We start from the raw sequence: 16,987 nt of genomic DNA on the forward strand, positions 1-16,987 counted from the left end.
TTCTTGGTTGAGTTCATGCGATTTAGTTTAGAGTTCAATCATTATTGTGCCGTGCCCTCTTTTTACCTCGAAACACAATATAAGTGATGAACCATACACATGTGATTGTGAACGCCAATAATACGGTTTGTGTCATCCCTCTCGGTAAAAGGTCCACCACGAAAAATAAGGATAAGATGACCGAAAAAATGAGATGTCCAAATCGTAAATCATCATCCAAATCTCGCCAATATATGACTAGAAGGACGAGCGCTACCGGGGCCACGAGGGCTGCTAAAATGAAAAACGGCACACGGCGCATTAGAAACGGAATGTTCTTCGGTTCGTCCATCTGACTCATGCCTCCGAAATCCCGTTCGCCAACAGCAACAAGAAAATCCAAATCGACAATGGGATCATCAATCCGATTGTCGCAAGAAGCGTGTAAATTTTTATGATTCGATCCTTCGTAAACAGTCCCCAAATCAACGTGGCGAACAAGGCGATGTCAATCGCGAGATATACCCAAATGACCATCATCAACTCGAGGTTCGGGAACACTCGGCCATTCAAAGTGAAGAAGATAATCACCGTCAATAGGAAGAGACCGAGCGTGGCGTAGAGTGGTGCGTATCGCTTGTTCATACGAGCATCGCCCGCTTCCGTTTGATCATCTCCAGGCAGCGACGGACACACGTATCGACATAACCATCGAACTGATGCGGCAAGAACATTGTGTATGTCCCCTCCTCTGTCATCGCCGTGTCTCGCTCGATTTTTTCAATCAATTCATCGAAAGCCGGATTCCCTTTCAATCGTTCAAAATTGAACGCCCCTAGTCGTCTGGACAGGCGGGCGTTATAGGCATCAAAATCTGCATAGTAGGCAGCCTGTTTCTCTGGATTTTGGATAATGATTTCTTTCAACCAACTCTTGTAAAACCCTTGTAGCCAAATCTCATCTGCGACGAGATGTGCATAGTAACCGAGTCGAAACGAGCTGTCCTCTCCCTTGCTATCACACCAGTACTGTTCGAAATCGAGACGACGTGATAAATCGTCGTGTCTCCCCGCATAGTAATGCGAATCTCCTTTTTCGGTCGTCGCGTCCGGCGCAAGACTCCCGAGTGTGAATGCAACTTCATCGAGTTCTGGTAACTCTCTTATCATCTCGTTCGCGATAACGAGATGCATCAAATGTGAGCCCATACCTACACCCCCTTTCCCACATTATTCCATCAGCCATTTCGCTAGACAACCTGAATCATTATTTGGTAGGATTACTTTACTAAACGGTCAGTAAAGTAAAAGTGGGGTGTGAATCGATGAGTAAAAAACAATTGTTGTTGCAGACGGCCGCCCAGATGATTCGAGAGGACGGCATCAGTCAATTGTCACTCGAACGATTGGCGACGAAAGCAGGAATCACGAAAGCAGGTGTCCTTTATCATTTTGATAGCAAGGCCAACTTATTGCGTCAGATGAACGAGATGGCTATCGAGACGTTCGAAACACGAATCACCGACCATTTGTCGGATGGTCCGTATCCATTCACTCGTGCTTATGCCCTCGCTACATTGGATGATGTCGACCATGGAGACACAGATCTCATCGCCGTCTTCATCTCCTCACAAGAAGATGCGGCGAGCGAGTCGATTTGGAGCAACGTCTCGACCGGTTGGAACGAACGGTTCGCAGCCGACGGTCCCGACCAAGATGCGATTTTAAAACTCCGTCTCCTCTGTGACGGTTTTTGGTTCGCTGTTTTGTATGGATATAGCGAATCGTTCAAAGATCGTGCGGCGACACTCATCCGAGAGGCGTGTGACGAGTTACTTGAAGGAGGTGGCTGACATGGGATTCATCTATTTGATTGGGGCCATCGTTTCTGAACTATTCGGATCGAGCATGTTGAAAGTGAACGCCACCTCGACGAATCGACTTCCGATTCTCGGGGTTGCCATCGGCTACGGGACGGCGTTTTATTTGTTATCACTGGCGCTCTTCACCATCCCGCTCAGCTTCGCCTATGCGTTTTGGAGCGGTGTCGGGACGGCGCTCACGGCTGTGATCGGCTTTGTCGTCTTCCACGAACAAGTGAGTCGTCAAAAAGTGACCGGAATTGCGCTCGTGATCATCGGGCTCGTCTTTATGAAATTGTGAGGCGAATGAAGATGAAAGCTTATTTTTTACTGTTCTTTTCCATCGCATTCGAGGTACTCGGGACATCGATGTTAAAGCTATCGGACGGATTCACGAACTTTGTGCCGAGTGTCATTCTCTTGGTTAGTTTCGCCGCCTCATTCACCCTCATGGGCATCGTCTTGAAGACAATCCCGCTCAGTATCGCCTATAGCATCTGGGCCGGACTTGGTACGGTGGCGACGGGTCTAATCGGCGTGTTCGTATATGGAGAAGTCCTCTCCGCATTGAACGGGATTGGTTTGTTATTGATTGTCCTTGGGGTCATCGTGATGAATCAACGAGGGCAGAAGGCCGCAGCTTGAACCATCTTCGTTGTACTTGAGAAGCAGTTGCTCACTAGAAGCAACTTGATTGCCGAACGTCCTCACCTTCCGCTACTCTGAAAAGGAATCTAGGCGTGACGAAAGGGGCAATTTTCACATGAATATTTTACTCGTAGGGGCAAGCGGAACGGTCGGTCAGGCCGTCGCAAACGAATTGGAGAAAACACATACAATCATCCGAGCTGGACGTAACGGAGCGGACGTGCAAGTCGACCTCACTTCTGAAGACAGCATCCGTCAGATGTACGAGACAGTCGGTCGCGTCGATGCGGTCATCAGTACGGCGGGCAGCACACATTTCGGTCCACTTTCCGAGATGACGCCGGCAGACAATCAGAAGAGTATGGACAGCAAAATTAAAGGGCAGGTCAACCTCGTCCTTCTCGGACTTGATTATGTGAACGATGGCGGCAGTTTCACACTGACGAGCGGGATCTTGATGGATGATCCCATCAAAGAAGGCGCATCGGCTGCACTCGCGAACGGTGCCATCAAAGGATTTGTCACCGGTGCGGCGATTGAGATGCCACGGGGCATTCGCATCAACAACGTTAGCCCGAACGTTCTCGTCGAAGCGCTCGATGCGTATGGTCCTTATTTCCGTGGTTACGCGGCGGTGCCGGGTGAACGGGTCGCCCTCGCCTATGTGAAGAGCGTCGAAGGCGCGCAGACGGGACAAACGTACGAAGTGTATTAACAGCAAAGCATCTCGTTGAGAGGTGCTTTTTTTCGTACCTTGAACGTTATTTTACCTGCTCATTCATATGAACTCCGCTATACTCAGGACAACTTATATGCGAGAAAGGTTGAATGTTCATGAATCACAAAACACTGCGCGATCTTTTTGACATTCCTCCACCATTCGTCCGCCACCCGTTCCCAAGTCAACTACTTCGCTTCACCGGTCGATTGAAGCGTCCGGAACAATCGTCCATTGAGGCCGTTTTTCGTGTCGGTGGCTTTGGTGTGTTTGATGTGAGTACACTGACCTTTTTTGAAAATGGTACCGTCCTTCGTCACGTCGATCAATCCGCCCTTTCGATATCTGAGGAATTCGAAGGCGAAGAAGCAGAACAAATTCGTATGAAGTTTGAATCACTCGGAACACATCGCTGGCCAATCGTTTTCGAAGAACCCGAAGGCGTCATCACTGTAGATGGTACACAATGGAACCTCAGCGTATACGCTAACGGTAAACTTATTCATGAACATAGCGGAAGTAACGCCTATCCAGCCCAATGGAGACAATTGACGCAGCTATTCTGTATTTCTTGAAGAACGACAAAGGGAGCATCCGCGATGGATGCTCCCTTTCGTCAAAGTGCTTGAATCATTTCGACCCGATTGCCGAACGGATCCCGGAACTCGAATCGATCGAATCCTGGGATTGGGATGCCTTCGGAGTATACAATCTCGTTTTCTGTGAGGGCTGCCTTCCAATGACCTAAATCCGTCACAGCATACGCGATGTGCGCTTTGCTCTTCTGTCGTTCGACGCCGTCCTCAGTACCGACATGAACGGAACGATCACCGACTTGAAGCCAAAATCCGCCGCGCCTTTTCAGTGAGTCCGGCTTCTCGATTTCATGTAGACCGAGAAAGTCGCAGTAGAACGCCTTCGCTTCTCGTTCCGCTCCAGTTGGAATCGTGAGCTGTACATGATGAATCCCTGTGATCATGCTTCATTTCCCCTTCCGATAGGTCAATCCGATATACTGCATCTTCTCGTTAAACAGACGCGGATACGCCAAGTAACCGACGAGTGTCGCCGAGATGGAGGCGGTCGTCAAAATCAAGAACAGAATCAAGAGTTGGTACAGCACCGCTTCCATCGGATCAGCCCCACCGATGATGAGACCACTCATCATTCCCGGTAGCTGGACGAGCCCCATCGTCTTTTGCGCTTCGACGGTCGGGATCATGCTCGTACGAATCGCGTTCTTCAAGCTACGGTCGATGGCCACTTTCGGTGTCCCTCCGAGTGAGAGGATGAGTTCGATGACATCGTCACTCCGTTCGACCTCGTCTTTGAACTTATTCAGGAAGAGGAGCGACAACACCATGCTGTTCCCGATGACCATCCCGCTGATGGGAATGACCTTTTCCGGTTCAAACGGGATGATGCCGAGCCCGAGCATGAGTCCCATCGTCAGCGTTTCGATCGTCACGAGCGTCAAGACGATGATCCACATGATGCCTGGAATCCCGTCCCCTTTCCGTCGGATGTTCTGTGTCGCCGCGACAATCATGAGTAAGATCATCAACAGCATGAAGATTGGACTGTCGCTCTCAAAGACGAACGTCAAGATATAGCCGATGATCAATAGTTGAATGATGGAACGGACGGTCGCGATGATAATATCTCGCTCGAGCCCAAGTCGTAGGACGAACGTCAAGGCGAGCGGGATGACGACGAATATGAGCGCCGTTGCGAGTTCAATGTATGACATCAATCTTCCCCCCTGACGAATTGTTGGATGACAGGATCGTCCGATTCATCGATGAACGATGCGTCCCCATACGCAAGCAGTTCCCCGTCTTTCAAGAACCACATGTCGTCACTCACCCGTCGCGCCTGGTCTAAGTCATGGGTGATCCAGATGACGGTCACGCCATACGATTGTTGCAGTTTCCGGATGAGTCGCTCGATTTCTTTCACTGTCCGATAATCAAGGCTCGCCGTGATTTCATCGAGCAAGAGTACGTCGGGTTTATTGACGAGTGTCCGTGCGATGGCGACCCGACTTCTTTCCCCGCCCGACAATGATTTGACGGGTTGGTCGAGGAGCGCCTCACTCAAATCGACGCGATGAAGCAACTCGGCAGCCCGGTCGCGGTCGAGTGTCTCATCGAAGATGGCTTTTGGGAGATTTAAGTTGTCGTACACCGACCCTTGAATCATCGGCGCACTTTGGAACGCCATCCCGATTTTCTTTCGTAGCTCGAGGATGTCCATCTCCGCGATGTCTTCCCCTTTAAATAAAATCGTGCCCGTGTCTGGTGACAGCAATCCGTTGATATGCTTCAGACACGTCGTCTTGCCGGCGCCGCTCGGTCCGACGAACGTCGTGATCCGTCCTTCCCGAAACGTCCCGGACACATGGTGCAGGATGTCTTGATGACTCACATCTTTGAATTCAATGATTGACATGCTTCTCTCGCCTCCTGATTCTAGTGTACAAAAAAGAAAGGATGAGGTGGTCAAGAATGCAGTTTGTAATCGGTTATAATCAGATTAAGGGGGTGTCTGTGATGGAGACGATAAATATCCATCTCAATGAAGAAGATGTGAGATTCATCAAGGAATATGTAGAAGCGAAACAGCTGCACCTGTCTACCTTCATTCGCGATGTGATGATTGAACATATTCAAAACGAAAGAGACCTAAATCGATATCACGAAACGATGTATCATCATCAAAAGGCATCGAAAGCAATCTCATTCGAAGAGATGATGAAAGAATTGGACGAGGAATAAATGTTTTGCAAATAACATCTACGTTAGACCATCTTTGTTATAGTTGGAGGATCAACCGATAGCACTTCAATCACATCATTTGATGTCAGAAAAACATATTGCTCCACTTCACCCATGCCCTCATATCGTTCAAATGACTCTTGGGCAAACCATTCCAGATAACTAGAATTTTTTACTTTGAATAACGTCCAGTTCCCGTACTCAAGATGTGCATAATGTTTATCTAAATGCTCTAACATTCTGATTCGTGAGCCTTCATCCGAGTTTCGATAAGAAAGTACAAGACAATCAAACAGGAATGAATATTTCTGCCCCTCTGTTTCATCACTTAAGATAATTCGCAAAGAATCACCATCATCAATTAATGACTCTTTATACAGACGTGCTGGAATAGACTCTAACGGAATCCATTTTTCCCATTCATTCATCCAGCTTCCTCCACTCGCCATCCATTACTTGAATTTATTCTCTTCAATCTTTTGAACGAATTCCCAACCCTAAGAGCAAGAGACCAAAAATTAGAACGCCAACAAATGTAGTTACGGTCATATTATGTCACCTTTCGAATCATGTCATCTGTTACAACATTCGAGTGACATCTTGAAATCCCTTGTTCGTATAGTGTTTTAGATTCAGATTCGTACTTATTTTATCGATAAACATAATCATCTCAGACCAAAATGACCATGATTCTTTTTGTTACAGGTTAAACCAAAAAGCGCCCGACCGTTTCTATACGAAACGGTCGAGCGCTTTTGTTAGTTATAATTCCGTTCGATGACGAAGCTCGTCTTGTCCCCACGGAAGTACGAGCGTGAATATTCGATCGCTCGTCCTGACTCATCTTCTGTCACCGTCTCGATATGAAAACATGGTGACCCGAGTGGACAGTTGAGGAGCGTACTCACTTTCTCGTCGGCAAGGGCAATCTCCAATGCCTCCGTCGTCTTCGCGACATGGACATCATGGACTTCAGCGAGTGTTCGGAAGAGCGAATGCTCTGCCTGTTCTTTCGTGATCCCCGGTGCAATCTTCCACGGGATGAATGAGACCTCATACTGGGTCGGTTCCCCGTCCGCATGACGAATCCGCTCAATTTTTTGAATCGGCGCATTGTCCTCTGCTTCAAACACCGAAGCGATTTGACCGGACGCTGAGATGACAGAGATGTCGATCAACGCGACTTGACCACGCTTCCCTTGAACGGCGAGCTGGGCCGCATAGTTGTTCGGTGTATACGATAGCGTCTGCTGGACTTTCTTTCCGGCGACGAACGTGCCGCGACCTTGTTGACGGACCAAATACCCTTCCGTCGTCAATTGGTTGAGGGCGCCACGCACCGTTGTTCGGCTCACATCAAACTCCTCGCAAAGCGCGTACTCGGTCGGAAATTTCTCCCCTTCTTTATAATGCCCACTTTTGATGCGGGACAACAATTCATCCTTGATTGCGGTTTGGAGCGTCGATTGCGACATACCTCCATCTCCTTTACGTTAGGTTGGTTCCTTTATTGTGATACAGCAAGCATACAATTGCAAATACAAAAAACTAATTGTATTATTTGTATTTTTTATATTGCCGATAGTTGTACTATTTGTTATATTTGTTACGACAAAAAGAAATCGCTTTCAAAAGGAGGAGTTGACACCATGGCAGTCAAGGTCGTCATCATCGGCGGTGGGTCTAGTTACACCCCGGAAATCATCGAAGGATTGATTGATCGGCAAGCCTCGTTCCCCGTTCGGGAAATCGTGCTCGTCGATATCGAAGAAGGGAGGGAGAAACTAGAGATTGTCGGTCGTCTCGCTCAGCGGATGATTGAGAAGGCCAACGCCGAGATCACACTCAGTTGGACGCTCGACCGAAGAGCCGCACTCGTCGGCGCAGATTTTGTGTCGACACAGATTCGTGTCGGTGGACTGAAGGCACGTGCGCTCGATGAACGCATCCCGCTCAAACACGGCTTCATCGGACAAGAGACGAACGGCGCAGGTGGATTATTTAAAGCGTTCCGCACGATTCCCGTCTTGATCGACTTGGCCAATGAAGTCGCCGAGATTTGTCCGGACGCCTGGCTCGTCAACTTCACCAATCCGGCGGGTATCGTCACCGAGGCCGTACTCAAGCACTCATCTCATAAGAAGGTCATCGGTGTCTGCAACATCCCGTTCAACATGCGAAACTCGGTCGCAGAGATTCTCGAGACGCCGGTCGAACGAGTCGCGATTGAATTTATCGGATTGAACCATTTCGTCTTCGGTCGTCACGTCTGGGTCGACGGCGTGGATCGGACGAATGACGTCCTTGCTTCGCTCAACGCAGGCAACGACTACTCGCCAGCGAACATCGTCGGTCTCGGATGGAGCGAATCGTTCCTGTCGTCACTCAGTATGTTACCGAACCCGTATCACCAGTACTACTTCCAGACGAAAGACGTGTTGAAAAAAGACCTCGAGGCGTACGAACAAAATGGCACACGTGCCGAAGTCGTTCAACAAGTCGAGGCGCAGTTGTTCGAGAAATATAAAGACGTCGATCTCGCCGTCAAACCGGAAGAGCTTGAAAAACGTGGAGGTGCCTACTATTCAGACGCCGCCTGCAATTTGATGGACTCGATTCACAATGACCGTGGCGACATCCAAACGGTCAACACGCTCAACAACGGCACGATTCGGGATTTACCAGACGACGCGGTCATCGAAGTGAACGCCGTCATCACGAAGTCTGGTCCTCGTCCAATCTCAATCGGGGCGTTACCGCTCCCGATTCGTGGACTCATCACGAACTTAAAAACGTTTGAACAGCTCGCCATTCAGGCGGCTGTATCCGGTTCTTACGAGGACGCCTACCTTGCCTGCCTCATGAACCCGCTCATCCAAGACGAGAAACGAATCGATCCGCTTCTCAAGGAGCTGTTCACAGCGCACGAGGCATACCTACCCCAATTTCAGAAGGAGGTCTATTCATGAACAAGTTTATTGAAATCGCGGGACGTATCGGGTCCCAAAGGCACTTAGTCGCCATCCGTGACGGGTTCGTCTCCGTCATGCCGCTCATCATCGTCGGGTCGCTTGCCGTCCTCATCAACAACTTCCCGGCTGTCAACATCGGCAGTCTCTCGCTCGACTTCGTCGGCGCGATGAACAACATGTTCGGCGAAGGAAATTGGCAAGGACTCGGCGGAAGTATTTGGAACGCGTCTTTCGCCATACTCGGACTGCTGATTGCTTTCTCCATCGGGTATAACTTGGCCCGCTCATACGGGATTGACGGACTTGCGGCAGGGATCTTGTCGCTCGCCTCATACATCATGCTCGTACCGGTCACTGCTGACTGGGGTCTCAACTTCGCATGGCTCGGTGCCCAAGGGCTCTTCGTCGCCATCATCGTGTCGATTGCCGTCACGGAAATGTTCCGCTATCTCATCAATACGAAACTGACAATCAAGATGCCAGAAGGTGTACCAGGTGGGGTCACACGTTCGTTCCAAGCGCTCATCCCATCGATGATCATCTTGACAGTCGTCGCAGGATTCCAGCTTTTCATGACGCTCGTCGTCGAGCTCAGTGTGTTTGAAGTCATCTTCAAGGCGATTCAACAACCGCTCCAAGGATTCGGAGATTCACTCCCTGCTGCCCTTGTCATCGCGTTCTTGAACCACATCCTTTGGTTCTTCGGACTTCACGGGACGAACATCATCGGCTCTGTTATCGAGCCGGTCTATCTCCCGCTCATCGAACAGAACTTGGCGGCATTCCAAGCCGGAACGTCAGCGTTTGATGTGCCGTATACAGTCACAAAACCGTTCTTGGATGCATTCGTCTTCATGGGGGGATCGGGTACGACATTCGCGCTCTTACTCGCCATCTTCATCGTCGTGCGGAAGCAACGGAATCACCCATATCACCAAGTGGCAAAACTCTCAACACCAGCCAGTCTCTTTAACATTAACGAACCGGTCATCTTCGGTCTTCCAATCGTATTGAACCCGATTATGCTCGTACCGTTCATCTTAGTGCCGGTCACGCTCACGATTATCTCATACGTCGCCCTCTCAACAGGGATGGTTCCGAAGACGGTCGCCATCGTTCCTTGGACGACGCCACCAATCATCAGTGGATATCTCGTCACTGGCGGTAGCGTCCGTGGTGTCTTGCTTCAAATCGTCAACTTGTCGATTGCGACTGCGATGTATATCCCATTCGTCATGGCAGGAGCAAGAGCGATGACAGCCGAAATCAACAAAAACAAAGCTGCCACTGAGGAAGGAGAAAAGATTTCGTGAAAACCGAAACGATTCAAGAACTCTCATTTATGATTATTCTGCATGCCGGCAATGCCCGTTCGTCGGCATTCGAAGCCATCGCTGCGGCAAAACGCGGTGAAGCAGACGAGGCGACAGACAAATTAAAAGAAGCCGATGCGGCTTTTCTAGAAGCACACAAATTACAGACAGAACTCTTACAAGAAGAAGCGCGAGGGGCAACGAGCGATATGAGCGTCCTCCTCGTCCACGCCCAAGACCACCTCATGACGGCGATGACCGTGAAAGAACTCGCCGTCGAAATGATTGACATGATCACCCGTTTGAATCGATTGGAGGAAACAACATGAACATCGTACTCGTCTGCTCGGCAGGTATGTCGACATCGATCTTAGTGGAAAAAATGCGAAAAGAAGCCGCGAACCGCGGAATCGACGCGTCCATTGACGCCATCCCCGAGTCTCGTTTGAAAGAACAGACGAATGTCGACGTCATCTTGATTGGACCGCAAGTTCGTTACCTTGAAGGGAAGATCAAATCGTCTGTCGACGTACCGGTCGCGGTCATCGACAATATGGCGTACGGGATGATGAAAGGTGACCTGGTCCTCGATCAGGCACTCGGTCTCGTCAATGCCTAAGACGTTCGTCTTGGTCAACGCCGATGATTTCGGATTGACGACAGGTGTGAACGCCGGCACCTTGGAGAGTCATCTGAATGGAATCGTGAATTCGGCGACGATGATCATGAACGGGTATGCCGTCGAGGAAGCCGTCCAACTCGCGAAACAGCAGCCATCGCTCCGCATCGGTGTCCATCTCGTCTTGTCCTGGGGCAAACCGCTCGCCGACACGAGTGCGCCTCTTACAAAAAAAGACGGCACGTTCCGCTACACGAGCCGTTTCTTGACTGAAGACTTGCCTGACCCAGAGCTCGTCTATCTCGAGTGGAAAGCCCAGATCAAGGCTTTTCTTGCGACAGGTCTCCCGCTCGACCATCTCGACAGTCATCACCATGTTCACGGCTGGCCGGTCCTACATGACGTCATCATTCGTCTCGCCGAAGAATATGACACGACGTTTCGGGCCTTAACGACGCTCGGGTCGCGCCGAGACTTGTGGGTGACCGAACGGTTCAGTGATCAATTTTATGCGGACGGTGTCTCCCATGCGACGCTCGATGCCATCGAACCTGGAGGGTCCATCGAAGTGATGGTCCATCCGGCCGACCTCGACGATGATCTTCCGAGCATCACCTCTTACCTCGTACCACGCCTCCTCGAAAAACAGGTGTTGGTCGACTATCAGCGCCCCGATTGGTGGGCATGATAAAAGCGGGTTCCCTTGTTGGGGACCCGCTTTTTCATAGGTCAAACACTCGTTGTATCTGTGCAGCCGTCTCTTCCGGACTTAAACGGGTGTTGTCGATACGAAGATAATGCTCGACATCCAATTCCCCCGGACGCGAGTTCAAGCGATACATCGTCGCCGTCTGCTTCAGTTCCGCTTCGGACCAGGCGATGTCGCGCTTCGATGGTTTATGCGTGAGGCGGTTCTCCGTCGTATTGCGCGCGAGCCGCTCCTCCATCTCTGCCTCGAGCTCGACGTAGTAAATGTCCGCCCCATGTGATTCGAACAAGTCCGTCACTTTTTTCACGTAATCCCAGTCTTCCTTCATGTCAAACGCCCAGACGAACGTGAAGATCATGCCGGGTAGATCACTCTTGGCGACCGACTCGAACAGCTCTTGCCGAAACAGTTGGACGAGTCGTTTCCCTTCTGCCGTCCCGTAATTGAAGAACGGTCCGACGAGATCGATCGTCATATGGTTATGGAATAACTTGAGTCCGGTCCGGTCGGCGAGTGCCTGTCCGACGGTCATTTTACCGACGGCTTGCGGACCGAATAAGATGATGAACTTCATTAAATCTCCCCCTGCGCTGAATCATTTTGTTCATCATACTAAAGTAGATATAGAAAATCATACGATTGACCAAATTTTCCACGGAATGATCGGAAAGAATCATTTGACCGGCCGATCAACTGGTTGTTTCGATGATTTACGCAACCGATACAGTTTTTGAAGATTAAGAAATGTGACTTTTAACACGGCGTAGAAAGGAACTGCAAGCAACATACCGACAATACCGGCTAATCGACCTGCGACGAGTAAGACCAAGGTGATCGTGATGGGATGGACCCGTAACGACTTCCCTTGTACAAGAGGAGAGATGACATTGGCATCTACTTGTTGAATGATGGTAATCGCGATGATGACATAGATCGCTTTGACCGGTTCATCGATGAACGCGATCAAGACAGCTGGAGCGGCCCCGAGAAAAGGACCGAAATAAGGAATGATATTTGTAGCAAAGATAAAGATACCAAGCGGCAAGAAGAACGGGACATCGAGTAACCAGAGCGCGATCGTCGCAAAGAAACCGACGAATGTACAGACAATCAACTGGGCCCGAACGTAACGCTTGATTGTTTGGTGCATATCCCGAAGAATTTGCCGAGCGTCTTGTTCATAGGCTCCTGGAATCCAGCGAACAATCGCGCTCGACAATTTCCCACCGTCAATCAGCATAAACACATATAAGAACAAGGCGATAAACAGGGTGAACAATCCCGAAATGATAAACGCAAGGACACGACCGAGTGAACCGGCGACGTTCCCGATCACCGCTCCCACCGTATCCGTCAATTGACGAATCCACGTATCAATCGAGGTCTCGTTTTGATTGATATACTCCTGGAACCAAGCGTACTCTTCTAAATTTCTATAGAGACTGACAAGTTGCCGATAACTCGCTTCCGCCACTCGAGGAAAGGCATCGAGTAATGCGAAGAGTTGCCGGGTAATGATGGGACCGAGCGTAATGACAAATAAGACAATGATGAGCAAGAGCAACAGGAGAACGATAAGAATCGCGAACGACCGACGTTTTAACTTCACCTCTAACCAATCAACGAAACCGACAGTGAGATAGAACAGAACGCCCGCAATGAGAAATGGGGTCAATACCGTAGCGAAGAAGATTCCAAGTGGATAAAAGATAAATTCGACTTGCTTCAACATAAAAATAATCGTGAGAACGAGCAACACCCAAATCCCATTACGGAAAGCAGGTGTGAGCCAGAAGGGGTGCATAACATGCCTCCTTTCGTCCGAAGTATACCTATTTTTTCCCCATTTTCAAAAAAACAGTCCCTTACAATTTTTTATAAAAACACCCTCCTAAAATATTTGTTTACCTCTTTCCAATTGAAGGAATAAGCATAACATCGAACTTTTTAGAAAGAAGGTGCCCCCGTGACTTGTCCCCACTGCGGAAAGAAGACACGATCGAAAACGGTCTGTCCGACGTGTGGCCGCCGCTCACGTCGCACGATTTGGTTTCTCGCCGCCCCGCTCGCCATTGCACTCATCGCCTTTGCCACCTTCATTGGAAACGCCTATTTCACGGATATGTTGCGTTCGACCGACTCGCTCGCCGATCAGGTCGACTTACCAGTTGGTGAGGATACCGTTTCTGCTGACGAAGCAACGACCGCCGACTTCGATACGTTACAGGACAGCCTCTTTACCGTCAGTTACGGGACCGGCTTTTTGGTCAGTTCCCGTGATGTCGTCACGGCGGCCTCGAACGTAGCCGGCTTGACGAACATCATCATGTACCATGACGGACAGGCCGTCTCCGGAACAGTCGTCGGTCGTACGAGTTTCATTGCCGTCATTCGCATTGAAGAAACCGACAAAACACCGTTCTTGCTGACGCAAGCCATCGCCGCAGAAGATGAAAACCTTATCACATTGACCATGAAGGAACGCATGAATGGTACTGTCACATTCGCGGAGAACGGCTACATCCGAAACTTTGAATTGCCACGTCATGCGTATGGCAGTCCGCTCCTTTCAGCATCCGGTCGGGTCGTCGCGATTCATTTACGAGGGATTGCCTTACCGACCGCCTTGTTCGAACGAGATCTCCGTACGTTGATCGATTCAGACGTAGCCGCGCCACCACCGGTCGAACTCGCACCGGTCGAGCCGATCCGACCTGATTTGACAGAAGAACCGGTCGTCATTCCGGAAACTCCAAGCGTTCCAGAGACAGAGCCCGAACTACCGCCAGCGACTGAACCAGAAGCACCTGCTGAAGAGAACGTCGAGGAAGAGGTGGTAGAAGAAGAGACCGAACCGGCTACGCCTGAGGTGACACCTGAAGAACCAACCGAACCACCTACAGAGCCAGCAGAACCAGTTGATCCACCGGAAACGGAAGAGCCGATCGAGGATGACCCTCCGGTGACAGAACCAGAAGTGCCTACTGAACCAGAGGAACCTGTCGAGCCTGAGGAGCCAGTTGAACCGGAGGAACCGACCACACTTGAACCAGATGGTGAAGAGGACTCTATAGTCGAGGACGATCCGGTCACGGAAGAAGATGTGGTGGAAGAAGAAAATGTTGAAGAAAACGACACAAGCGCACCATCCGAATGATGGTGTGCTTGTCATTTGTCTTGCGTGAATCGTCGTTGCAAATTACCGAGCACGGCCCCGAGTCCGAGGAGCAAGATGGATAATGCCCAAAATGGCAGCGCGTCTTGCAATAACCAGACGACGAGGGCACTGAATCCAATCACGGCTCCGAGCCACAAAAAGTTACGTTGTCCCATAGGATTCACCTCGTTCTCATCATAACACATCGATGCGATGCGCCGTTGTCTGCGGCGGCAAGGAACGCGTCATCCGCTCATCGTGCTCGACTTTTACATATTGCCCGACGAGAAGTGGTTTCTCTTCAAGAAATGGTTCCTCTAGATGAAACACGATGCCGTCGAACGGTTCTGCCTCTCGTGACGGAGCGACACGAATCTTTTTTTCCATCACTTCTGCGATATAACCTGTGAACGTCGCCATGTCCTCCCCTCCTTTTCACGCCTTACTTTCCATTTCCCGTTTTTTGAAAAGATGCTACTCCCACGTTTCGAGAACAAGTATAATAAAGCCACACCTATATTCGTGAGGAGGAGATCACATGACACACACCATCGATTTACACAGCCCAGACTTCCAACGCACGTTTCTTGAGATGATGCTCCTCGCAGAATTAACAGACGCGTATAACACAGAAGCAATTTCGGCACTTGCGACACGTGGCGAGACGGCTTTCCCAGAAGATCCATTCTTTCCCGCCATGCGCGCCTATCCGTATATTCGTGAAGGGAACACCGCAAAGGCAAAGGAGTGGCTCGATCGAGCAAGTGAACGAGGTGACCATTTCATCCTTCACATGCTGAACGGGATCGTCAGCGAAGATACAGGCTTCACGTTCGAGGCGGAGCAGCATTTCCTCCGAGGTGTCGAACGCTATCCTGACGTTCCGCTCATGCACCGTGCCATCGCCATTCATTACTTCGAGCGGAAGTTCTACGGAGAGGCCGGCCTTCACGTCATGCATTACGTCCGCCTTGCCGGACTCGGACCGGATACCGTCCCGATGCTTCTCGAGTTTTTCCAAGTATACGATGACATCCCGATTGAGATGGTGGACGAATTGATGAAAACGGCGAGCGGCTATTTGACGGCCAATCCGCATGACTCACATGCCCATTCCTTATACGCTGCCATCTGCAGTCAACGTTTCGCTTCCCTCTCCGCCGGACTTGAAGACGAGGACCCGCTCACCGAAGAGATGATTTGGATGCTCCTCGAAGTCGAGAACCACGGGATGTGGAGTGCGACATATGACCGCAGTGAAGACCGGACGTTCCGCCACATGTTCGCGGATTATGTGAACAACGTTATTCTCCCGAACACGTCACAGTTTTATGTATTGCGCCTTCGGATGCGCTATTGGACACGCCGTCTGACACACCGCTTCACAGGTGGCTACACGGTCCCGATGTCATGAAAAAATCACGCCACAAAATGGCGTGATTTTTTAGGTTATCCGGCGTACGGTTTAATCGGTCCGCGTAAACTGAACGAGTAGTCCTCTGGGTCGACAATCCCGACGACTTCATCCCCTTCGAGAAGGTCATACAAGAACTCAGCCATTTCGCGTGCCGTATGATATTTCGCCACGTTCTCACTATAGTCGAATCCTTCCGTATCGCGTGCCCGATCGGCAAAGCTCGTCTCAGTTGCAGCCGGTGCAAGCACTTTCGCCCGAAGCTTCGCACCGCTATTCATCAATTCTTGTGCGAGACCTTCCGTATAAGCGCTCACGTAAAACTTCGTCGCACAATACGTGACCGAGTTTGGCACGATCCGATACCCACCGACGGAAGACACGTTCAACAGTTGCGCCCCCTCAACATCGTGGTAGTCACGGACGTACAGGCTCGATAAGACCGTGAGCGCCTCAATGTTCAGGCGAATCATATTCTCAATCTTGCCTAAATCGACATCTTTGATGAGGTCTGCGTCTCCGAACCCAGCATTGTTGATCCACGTCTCGATATCAAGGTCGGCGAGTGATTCATATAGACCATATACGTTCTCGCTGTATGAAAGGTCTGTCGATTTGATGATGACGTCACTTTCTGACGAGATCGACTTGATTTCGTCTCGCAGCGATTCGAGCTCATCTTTTCGTCTCGCGACGAGGACGAGTGACTTCCCTTTTTCAGCGAGCAGCTTCGCTGTCTCATAGCCAATTCCTGAACTTGCTCCTGTAATGACGGTATATTTCATGTGATCCACTCCCTTTTTTTCGTTTACCCTGTTCT

The 16,987-nt window shown here is 50.1% G+C and carries 25 protein-coding genes; 13 read left to right on the forward strand and 12 right to left on the reverse strand.

All coding sequences use genetic code 11. The features are described 5' to 3' along the window. Positions 1-336 precede the first annotated feature (336 nt). Complete coding sequence (locus KNP62_RS05890) at positions 337-624, reverse strand: hypothetical protein (protein WP_214784243.1); 288 nt, start codon at positions 622-624, stop codon at positions 337-339. Next, complete coding sequence (locus tag KNP62_RS05895; RefSeq protein WP_214784246.1) at positions 621-1,187, reverse strand: zinc dependent phospholipase C family protein; 567 nt, start codon at positions 1,185-1,187, stop codon at positions 621-623. Before KNP62_RS05895 ends, KNP62_RS05890 begins: the two co-directional genes overlap by 4 nt. 116 nt (positions 1,188-1,303) lie before the next feature. On the opposite strand from KNP62_RS05895, the gene KNP62_RS05900 reads away from it, so the two are divergent. The 5 genes from KNP62_RS05900 to KNP62_RS05920 all read left to right on the forward strand — a co-directional run bounded on the left by KNP62_RS05900 (position 1,304) and on the right by KNP62_RS05920 (position 3,781). Then, positions 1,304-1,831, forward strand: a complete 528-nt coding sequence (locus tag KNP62_RS05900; RefSeq protein ID WP_214784249.1) for a TetR/AcrR family transcriptional regulator — start codon at positions 1,304-1,306, stop codon at positions 1,829-1,831. A 1-nt stretch (position 1,832) separates the two neighbouring features. Continuing rightward, a complete protein-coding gene (locus KNP62_RS05905) occupies positions 1,833-2,141 on the forward strand; it encodes a DMT family transporter (RefSeq protein WP_214784252.1) in 309 nt (102 codons plus the stop codon). Positions 2,142-2,152: 11 nt separating this feature from the next. Then, positions 2,153-2,485, forward strand: coding sequence for a DMT family transporter (locus KNP62_RS05910; protein ID WP_214784255.1), 333 nt, complete (start codon positions 2,153-2,155; stop codon positions 2,483-2,485). 118 nt (positions 2,486-2,603) lie between these two features. Further along, positions 2,604-3,203, forward strand: a complete 600-nt coding sequence (locus KNP62_RS05915) for a short chain dehydrogenase (protein ID WP_214784258.1) — start codon at positions 2,604-2,606, stop codon at positions 3,201-3,203. Positions 3,204-3,322: 119 nt separating this feature from the next. Next, a complete protein-coding gene (locus tag KNP62_RS05920) occupies positions 3,323-3,781 on the forward strand; it encodes a hypothetical protein (protein ID WP_214784261.1) in 459 nt (152 codons plus the stop codon). A 41-nt stretch (positions 3,782-3,822) separates the two neighbouring features. On the opposite strand, the gene KNP62_RS05925 is transcribed toward KNP62_RS05920, so the two are convergent. From KNP62_RS05925 to KNP62_RS05935, 3 genes are read right to left on the reverse strand one after another with little or no spacing between them, the layout of a single operon-like run. Further along, positions 3,823-4,185, reverse strand: a complete 363-nt coding sequence (locus KNP62_RS05925; protein ID WP_214784264.1) for a VOC family protein — start codon at positions 4,183-4,185, stop codon at positions 3,823-3,825. 3 nt (positions 4,186-4,188) lie between these two features. Beyond that, positions 4,189-4,956, reverse strand: a complete 768-nt coding sequence (locus tag KNP62_RS05930; protein WP_214784267.1) for an ABC transporter permease — start codon at positions 4,954-4,956, stop codon at positions 4,189-4,191. Continuing rightward, positions 4,956-5,657 carry an ABC transporter ATP-binding protein gene (locus KNP62_RS05935; protein WP_214759613.1) on the reverse strand — a complete coding sequence of 234 codons (702 nt, stop codon included), beginning with the start codon at positions 5,655-5,657 and terminating at the stop codon, positions 4,956-4,958. Before KNP62_RS05935 ends, KNP62_RS05930 begins: the two co-directional genes overlap by 1 nt. Positions 5,658-5,758: 101 nt before the next feature. Between KNP62_RS05935 and relB the strand changes: the two genes are divergently transcribed. Next, entirely contained in the window at positions 5,759-5,983 is a 225-nt protein-coding gene (gene relB, locus KNP62_RS05940; RefSeq protein WP_214784270.1) for a type II toxin-antitoxin system RelB family antitoxin, read from the forward strand. A gap of 23 nt (positions 5,984-6,006) precedes the next feature. Here the strand turns inward: relB and KNP62_RS05945 are convergent, their stop codons facing one another. Together KNP62_RS05945 and KNP62_RS05950 are read right to left on the reverse strand one after the other, a co-directional pair. Next, positions 6,007-6,411 carry a hypothetical protein gene (locus KNP62_RS05945; protein ID WP_214784273.1) on the reverse strand — a complete coding sequence of 135 codons (405 nt, stop codon included), beginning with the start codon at positions 6,409-6,411 and terminating at the stop codon, positions 6,007-6,009. Positions 6,412-6,741: 330 nt separating this feature from the next. After that, positions 6,742-7,458, reverse strand: a complete 717-nt coding sequence (locus KNP62_RS05950) for a GntR family transcriptional regulator (protein WP_214694104.1) — start codon at positions 7,456-7,458, stop codon at positions 6,742-6,744. 174 nt (positions 7,459-7,632) lie between these two features. Here KNP62_RS05950 and KNP62_RS05955 point away from each other — a divergent pair, with 174 nt between their 5' ends. From KNP62_RS05955 to KNP62_RS05975, 5 genes are read left to right on the forward strand one after another with little or no spacing between them, the layout of a single operon-like run. Continuing rightward, positions 7,633-8,952, forward strand: coding sequence for a 6-phospho-beta-glucosidase (locus KNP62_RS05955; protein WP_214784276.1), 1,320 nt, complete (start codon positions 7,633-7,635; stop codon positions 8,950-8,952). Next, a complete protein-coding gene (locus KNP62_RS05960) occupies positions 8,949-10,268 on the forward strand; it encodes a PTS sugar transporter subunit IIC (RefSeq protein ID WP_214784279.1) in 1,320 nt (439 codons plus the stop codon). The genes KNP62_RS05955 and KNP62_RS05960 overlap by 4 nt, the downstream gene beginning before the upstream one ends. A 29-nt stretch (positions 10,269-10,297) precedes the next feature. Beyond that, positions 10,298-10,597 carry a PTS sugar transporter subunit IIA gene (locus KNP62_RS05965; protein ID WP_214785199.1) on the forward strand — a complete coding sequence of 100 codons (300 nt, stop codon included), beginning with the start codon at positions 10,298-10,300 and terminating at the stop codon, positions 10,595-10,597. Then, positions 10,594-10,887, forward strand: a complete 294-nt coding sequence (locus tag KNP62_RS05970) for a PTS sugar transporter subunit IIB (protein ID WP_214784282.1) — start codon at positions 10,594-10,596, stop codon at positions 10,885-10,887. Before KNP62_RS05965 ends, KNP62_RS05970 begins: the two co-directional genes overlap by 4 nt. Further along, entirely contained in the window at positions 10,844-11,575 is a 732-nt protein-coding gene (locus tag KNP62_RS05975; protein ID WP_353047518.1) for a carbohydrate deacetylase, read from the forward strand. Before KNP62_RS05970 ends, KNP62_RS05975 begins: the two co-directional genes overlap by 44 nt. A 34-nt stretch (positions 11,576-11,609) precedes the next feature. Here KNP62_RS05975 and KNP62_RS05980 read toward each other — a convergent pair whose 3' ends face one another. After that, positions 11,610-12,170 carry an AAA family ATPase gene (locus KNP62_RS05980; protein WP_214784285.1) on the reverse strand — a complete coding sequence of 187 codons (561 nt, stop codon included), beginning with the start codon at positions 12,168-12,170 and terminating at the stop codon, positions 11,610-11,612. 99 nt (positions 12,171-12,269) lie between these two features. Further along, on the reverse strand, positions 12,270-13,400 hold the full coding sequence (locus tag KNP62_RS05985; protein ID WP_214784288.1) for an AI-2E family transporter: 1,131 nt from the start codon (positions 13,398-13,400) through the stop codon (positions 12,270-12,272). 162 nt (positions 13,401-13,562) lie between these two features. Between KNP62_RS05985 and KNP62_RS05990 the strand changes: the two genes are divergently transcribed. Continuing rightward, complete coding sequence (locus KNP62_RS05990; RefSeq protein WP_214784290.1) at positions 13,563-14,753, forward strand: S1 family serine peptidase; 1,191 nt, start codon at positions 13,563-13,565, stop codon at positions 14,751-14,753. 11 nt (positions 14,754-14,764) lie between these two features. Here the strand turns inward: KNP62_RS05990 and KNP62_RS05995 are convergent, their stop codons facing one another. After that, positions 14,765-14,929 (reverse strand): hypothetical protein, encoded by a 165-nt coding sequence (locus tag KNP62_RS05995; RefSeq protein ID WP_214694121.1) that lies wholly within the window; start codon positions 14,927-14,929, stop codon positions 14,765-14,767. Positions 14,930-14,948: 19 nt separating this feature from the next. Continuing rightward, positions 14,949-15,173, reverse strand: a complete 225-nt coding sequence (locus tag KNP62_RS06000; protein ID WP_214784293.1) for a YobA family protein — start codon at positions 15,171-15,173, stop codon at positions 14,949-14,951. 118 nt (positions 15,174-15,291) lie between these two features. Here KNP62_RS06000 and KNP62_RS06005 point away from each other — a divergent pair, with 118 nt between their 5' ends. Beyond that, a complete protein-coding gene (locus KNP62_RS06005) occupies positions 15,292-16,167 on the forward strand; it encodes a tetratricopeptide repeat protein (protein WP_214784297.1) in 876 nt (291 codons plus the stop codon). Positions 16,168-16,202: 35 nt separating this feature from the next. Here the strand turns inward: KNP62_RS06005 and KNP62_RS06010 are convergent, their stop codons facing one another. Then, positions 16,203-16,952 carry an SDR family NAD(P)-dependent oxidoreductase gene (locus KNP62_RS06010; protein WP_074036282.1) on the reverse strand — a complete coding sequence of 250 codons (750 nt, stop codon included), beginning with the start codon at positions 16,950-16,952 and terminating at the stop codon, positions 16,203-16,205. Positions 16,953-16,987 lie beyond the last annotated feature (35 nt).

The organism is Exiguobacterium sp. s183 (assembly GCF_018617655.1).
Lineage (GTDB): Bacteria > Bacillota > Bacilli > Exiguobacteriales > Exiguobacteriaceae > Exiguobacterium > Exiguobacterium aestuarii_A.

Excerpts from the sequence above, each read along its gene's own strand:
- KNP62_RS05890 (WP_214784243.1), bottom strand. The coding sequence starts at position 624 with ATGAACAAGCGATACGCACCACTCTACGCCACGCTCGGTCTCTTCCTA.
- KNP62_RS05895 (WP_214784246.1), bottom strand. The coding sequence starts at position 1,187 with ATGGGCTCACATTTGATGCATCTCGTTATCGCGAACGAGATGATAAGA.
- KNP62_RS05900 (WP_214784249.1), top strand. The coding sequence starts at position 1,304 with ATGAGTAAAAAACAATTGTTGTTGCAGACGGCCGCCCAGATGATTCGA.
- KNP62_RS05905 (WP_214784252.1), top strand. The coding sequence starts at position 1,833 with ATGGGATTCATCTATTTGATTGGGGCCATCGTTTCTGAACTATTCGGA.
- KNP62_RS05910 (WP_214784255.1), top strand. The coding sequence starts at position 2,153 with ATGAAAGCTTATTTTTTACTGTTCTTTTCCATCGCATTCGAGGTACTC.
- KNP62_RS05915 (WP_214784258.1), top strand. The coding sequence starts at position 2,604 with ATGAATATTTTACTCGTAGGGGCAAGCGGAACGGTCGGTCAGGCCGTC.
- KNP62_RS05920 (WP_214784261.1), top strand. The coding sequence starts at position 3,323 with ATGAATCACAAAACACTGCGCGATCTTTTTGACATTCCTCCACCATTC.
- KNP62_RS05925 (WP_214784264.1), bottom strand. The coding sequence starts at position 4,185 with ATGATCACAGGGATTCATCATGTACAGCTCACGATTCCAACTGGAGCG.
- KNP62_RS05930 (WP_214784267.1), bottom strand. The coding sequence starts at position 4,956 with ATGTCATACATTGAACTCGCAACGGCGCTCATATTCGTCGTCATCCCG.
- KNP62_RS05935 (WP_214759613.1), bottom strand. The coding sequence starts at position 5,657 with ATGTCAATCATTGAATTCAAAGATGTGAGTCATCAAGACATCCTGCAC.
- relB (WP_214784270.1), top strand. The coding sequence starts at position 5,759 with ATGGAGACGATAAATATCCATCTCAATGAAGAAGATGTGAGATTCATC.
- KNP62_RS05945 (WP_214784273.1), bottom strand. The coding sequence starts at position 6,411 with ATGAATGAATGGGAAAAATGGATTCCGTTAGAGTCTATTCCAGCACGT.
- KNP62_RS05950 (WP_214694104.1), bottom strand. The coding sequence starts at position 7,458 with ATGTCGCAATCGACGCTCCAAACCGCAATCAAGGATGAATTGTTGTCC.
- KNP62_RS05955 (WP_214784276.1), top strand. The coding sequence starts at position 7,633 with ATGGCAGTCAAGGTCGTCATCATCGGCGGTGGGTCTAGTTACACCCCG.
- KNP62_RS05960 (WP_214784279.1), top strand. The coding sequence starts at position 8,949 with ATGAACAAGTTTATTGAAATCGCGGGACGTATCGGGTCCCAAAGGCAC.
- KNP62_RS05965 (WP_214785199.1), top strand. The coding sequence starts at position 10,298 with ATGATTATTCTGCATGCCGGCAATGCCCGTTCGTCGGCATTCGAAGCC.
- KNP62_RS05970 (WP_214784282.1), top strand. The coding sequence starts at position 10,594 with ATGAACATCGTACTCGTCTGCTCGGCAGGTATGTCGACATCGATCTTA.
- KNP62_RS05980 (WP_214784285.1), bottom strand. The coding sequence starts at position 12,170 with ATGAAGTTCATCATCTTATTCGGTCCGCAAGCCGTCGGTAAAATGACC.
- KNP62_RS05985 (WP_214784288.1), bottom strand. The coding sequence starts at position 13,400 with ATGCACCCCTTCTGGCTCACACCTGCTTTCCGTAATGGGATTTGGGTG.
- KNP62_RS05995 (WP_214694121.1), bottom strand. The coding sequence starts at position 14,929 with ATGGGACAACGTAACTTTTTGTGGCTCGGAGCCGTGATTGGATTCAGT.
- KNP62_RS06000 (WP_214784293.1), bottom strand. The coding sequence starts at position 15,173 with ATGGCGACGTTCACAGGTTATATCGCAGAAGTGATGGAAAAAAAGATT.
- KNP62_RS06005 (WP_214784297.1), top strand. The coding sequence starts at position 15,292 with ATGACACACACCATCGATTTACACAGCCCAGACTTCCAACGCACGTTT.
- KNP62_RS06010 (WP_074036282.1), bottom strand. The coding sequence starts at position 16,952 with ATGAAATATACCGTCATTACAGGAGCAAGTTCAGGAATTGGCTATGAG.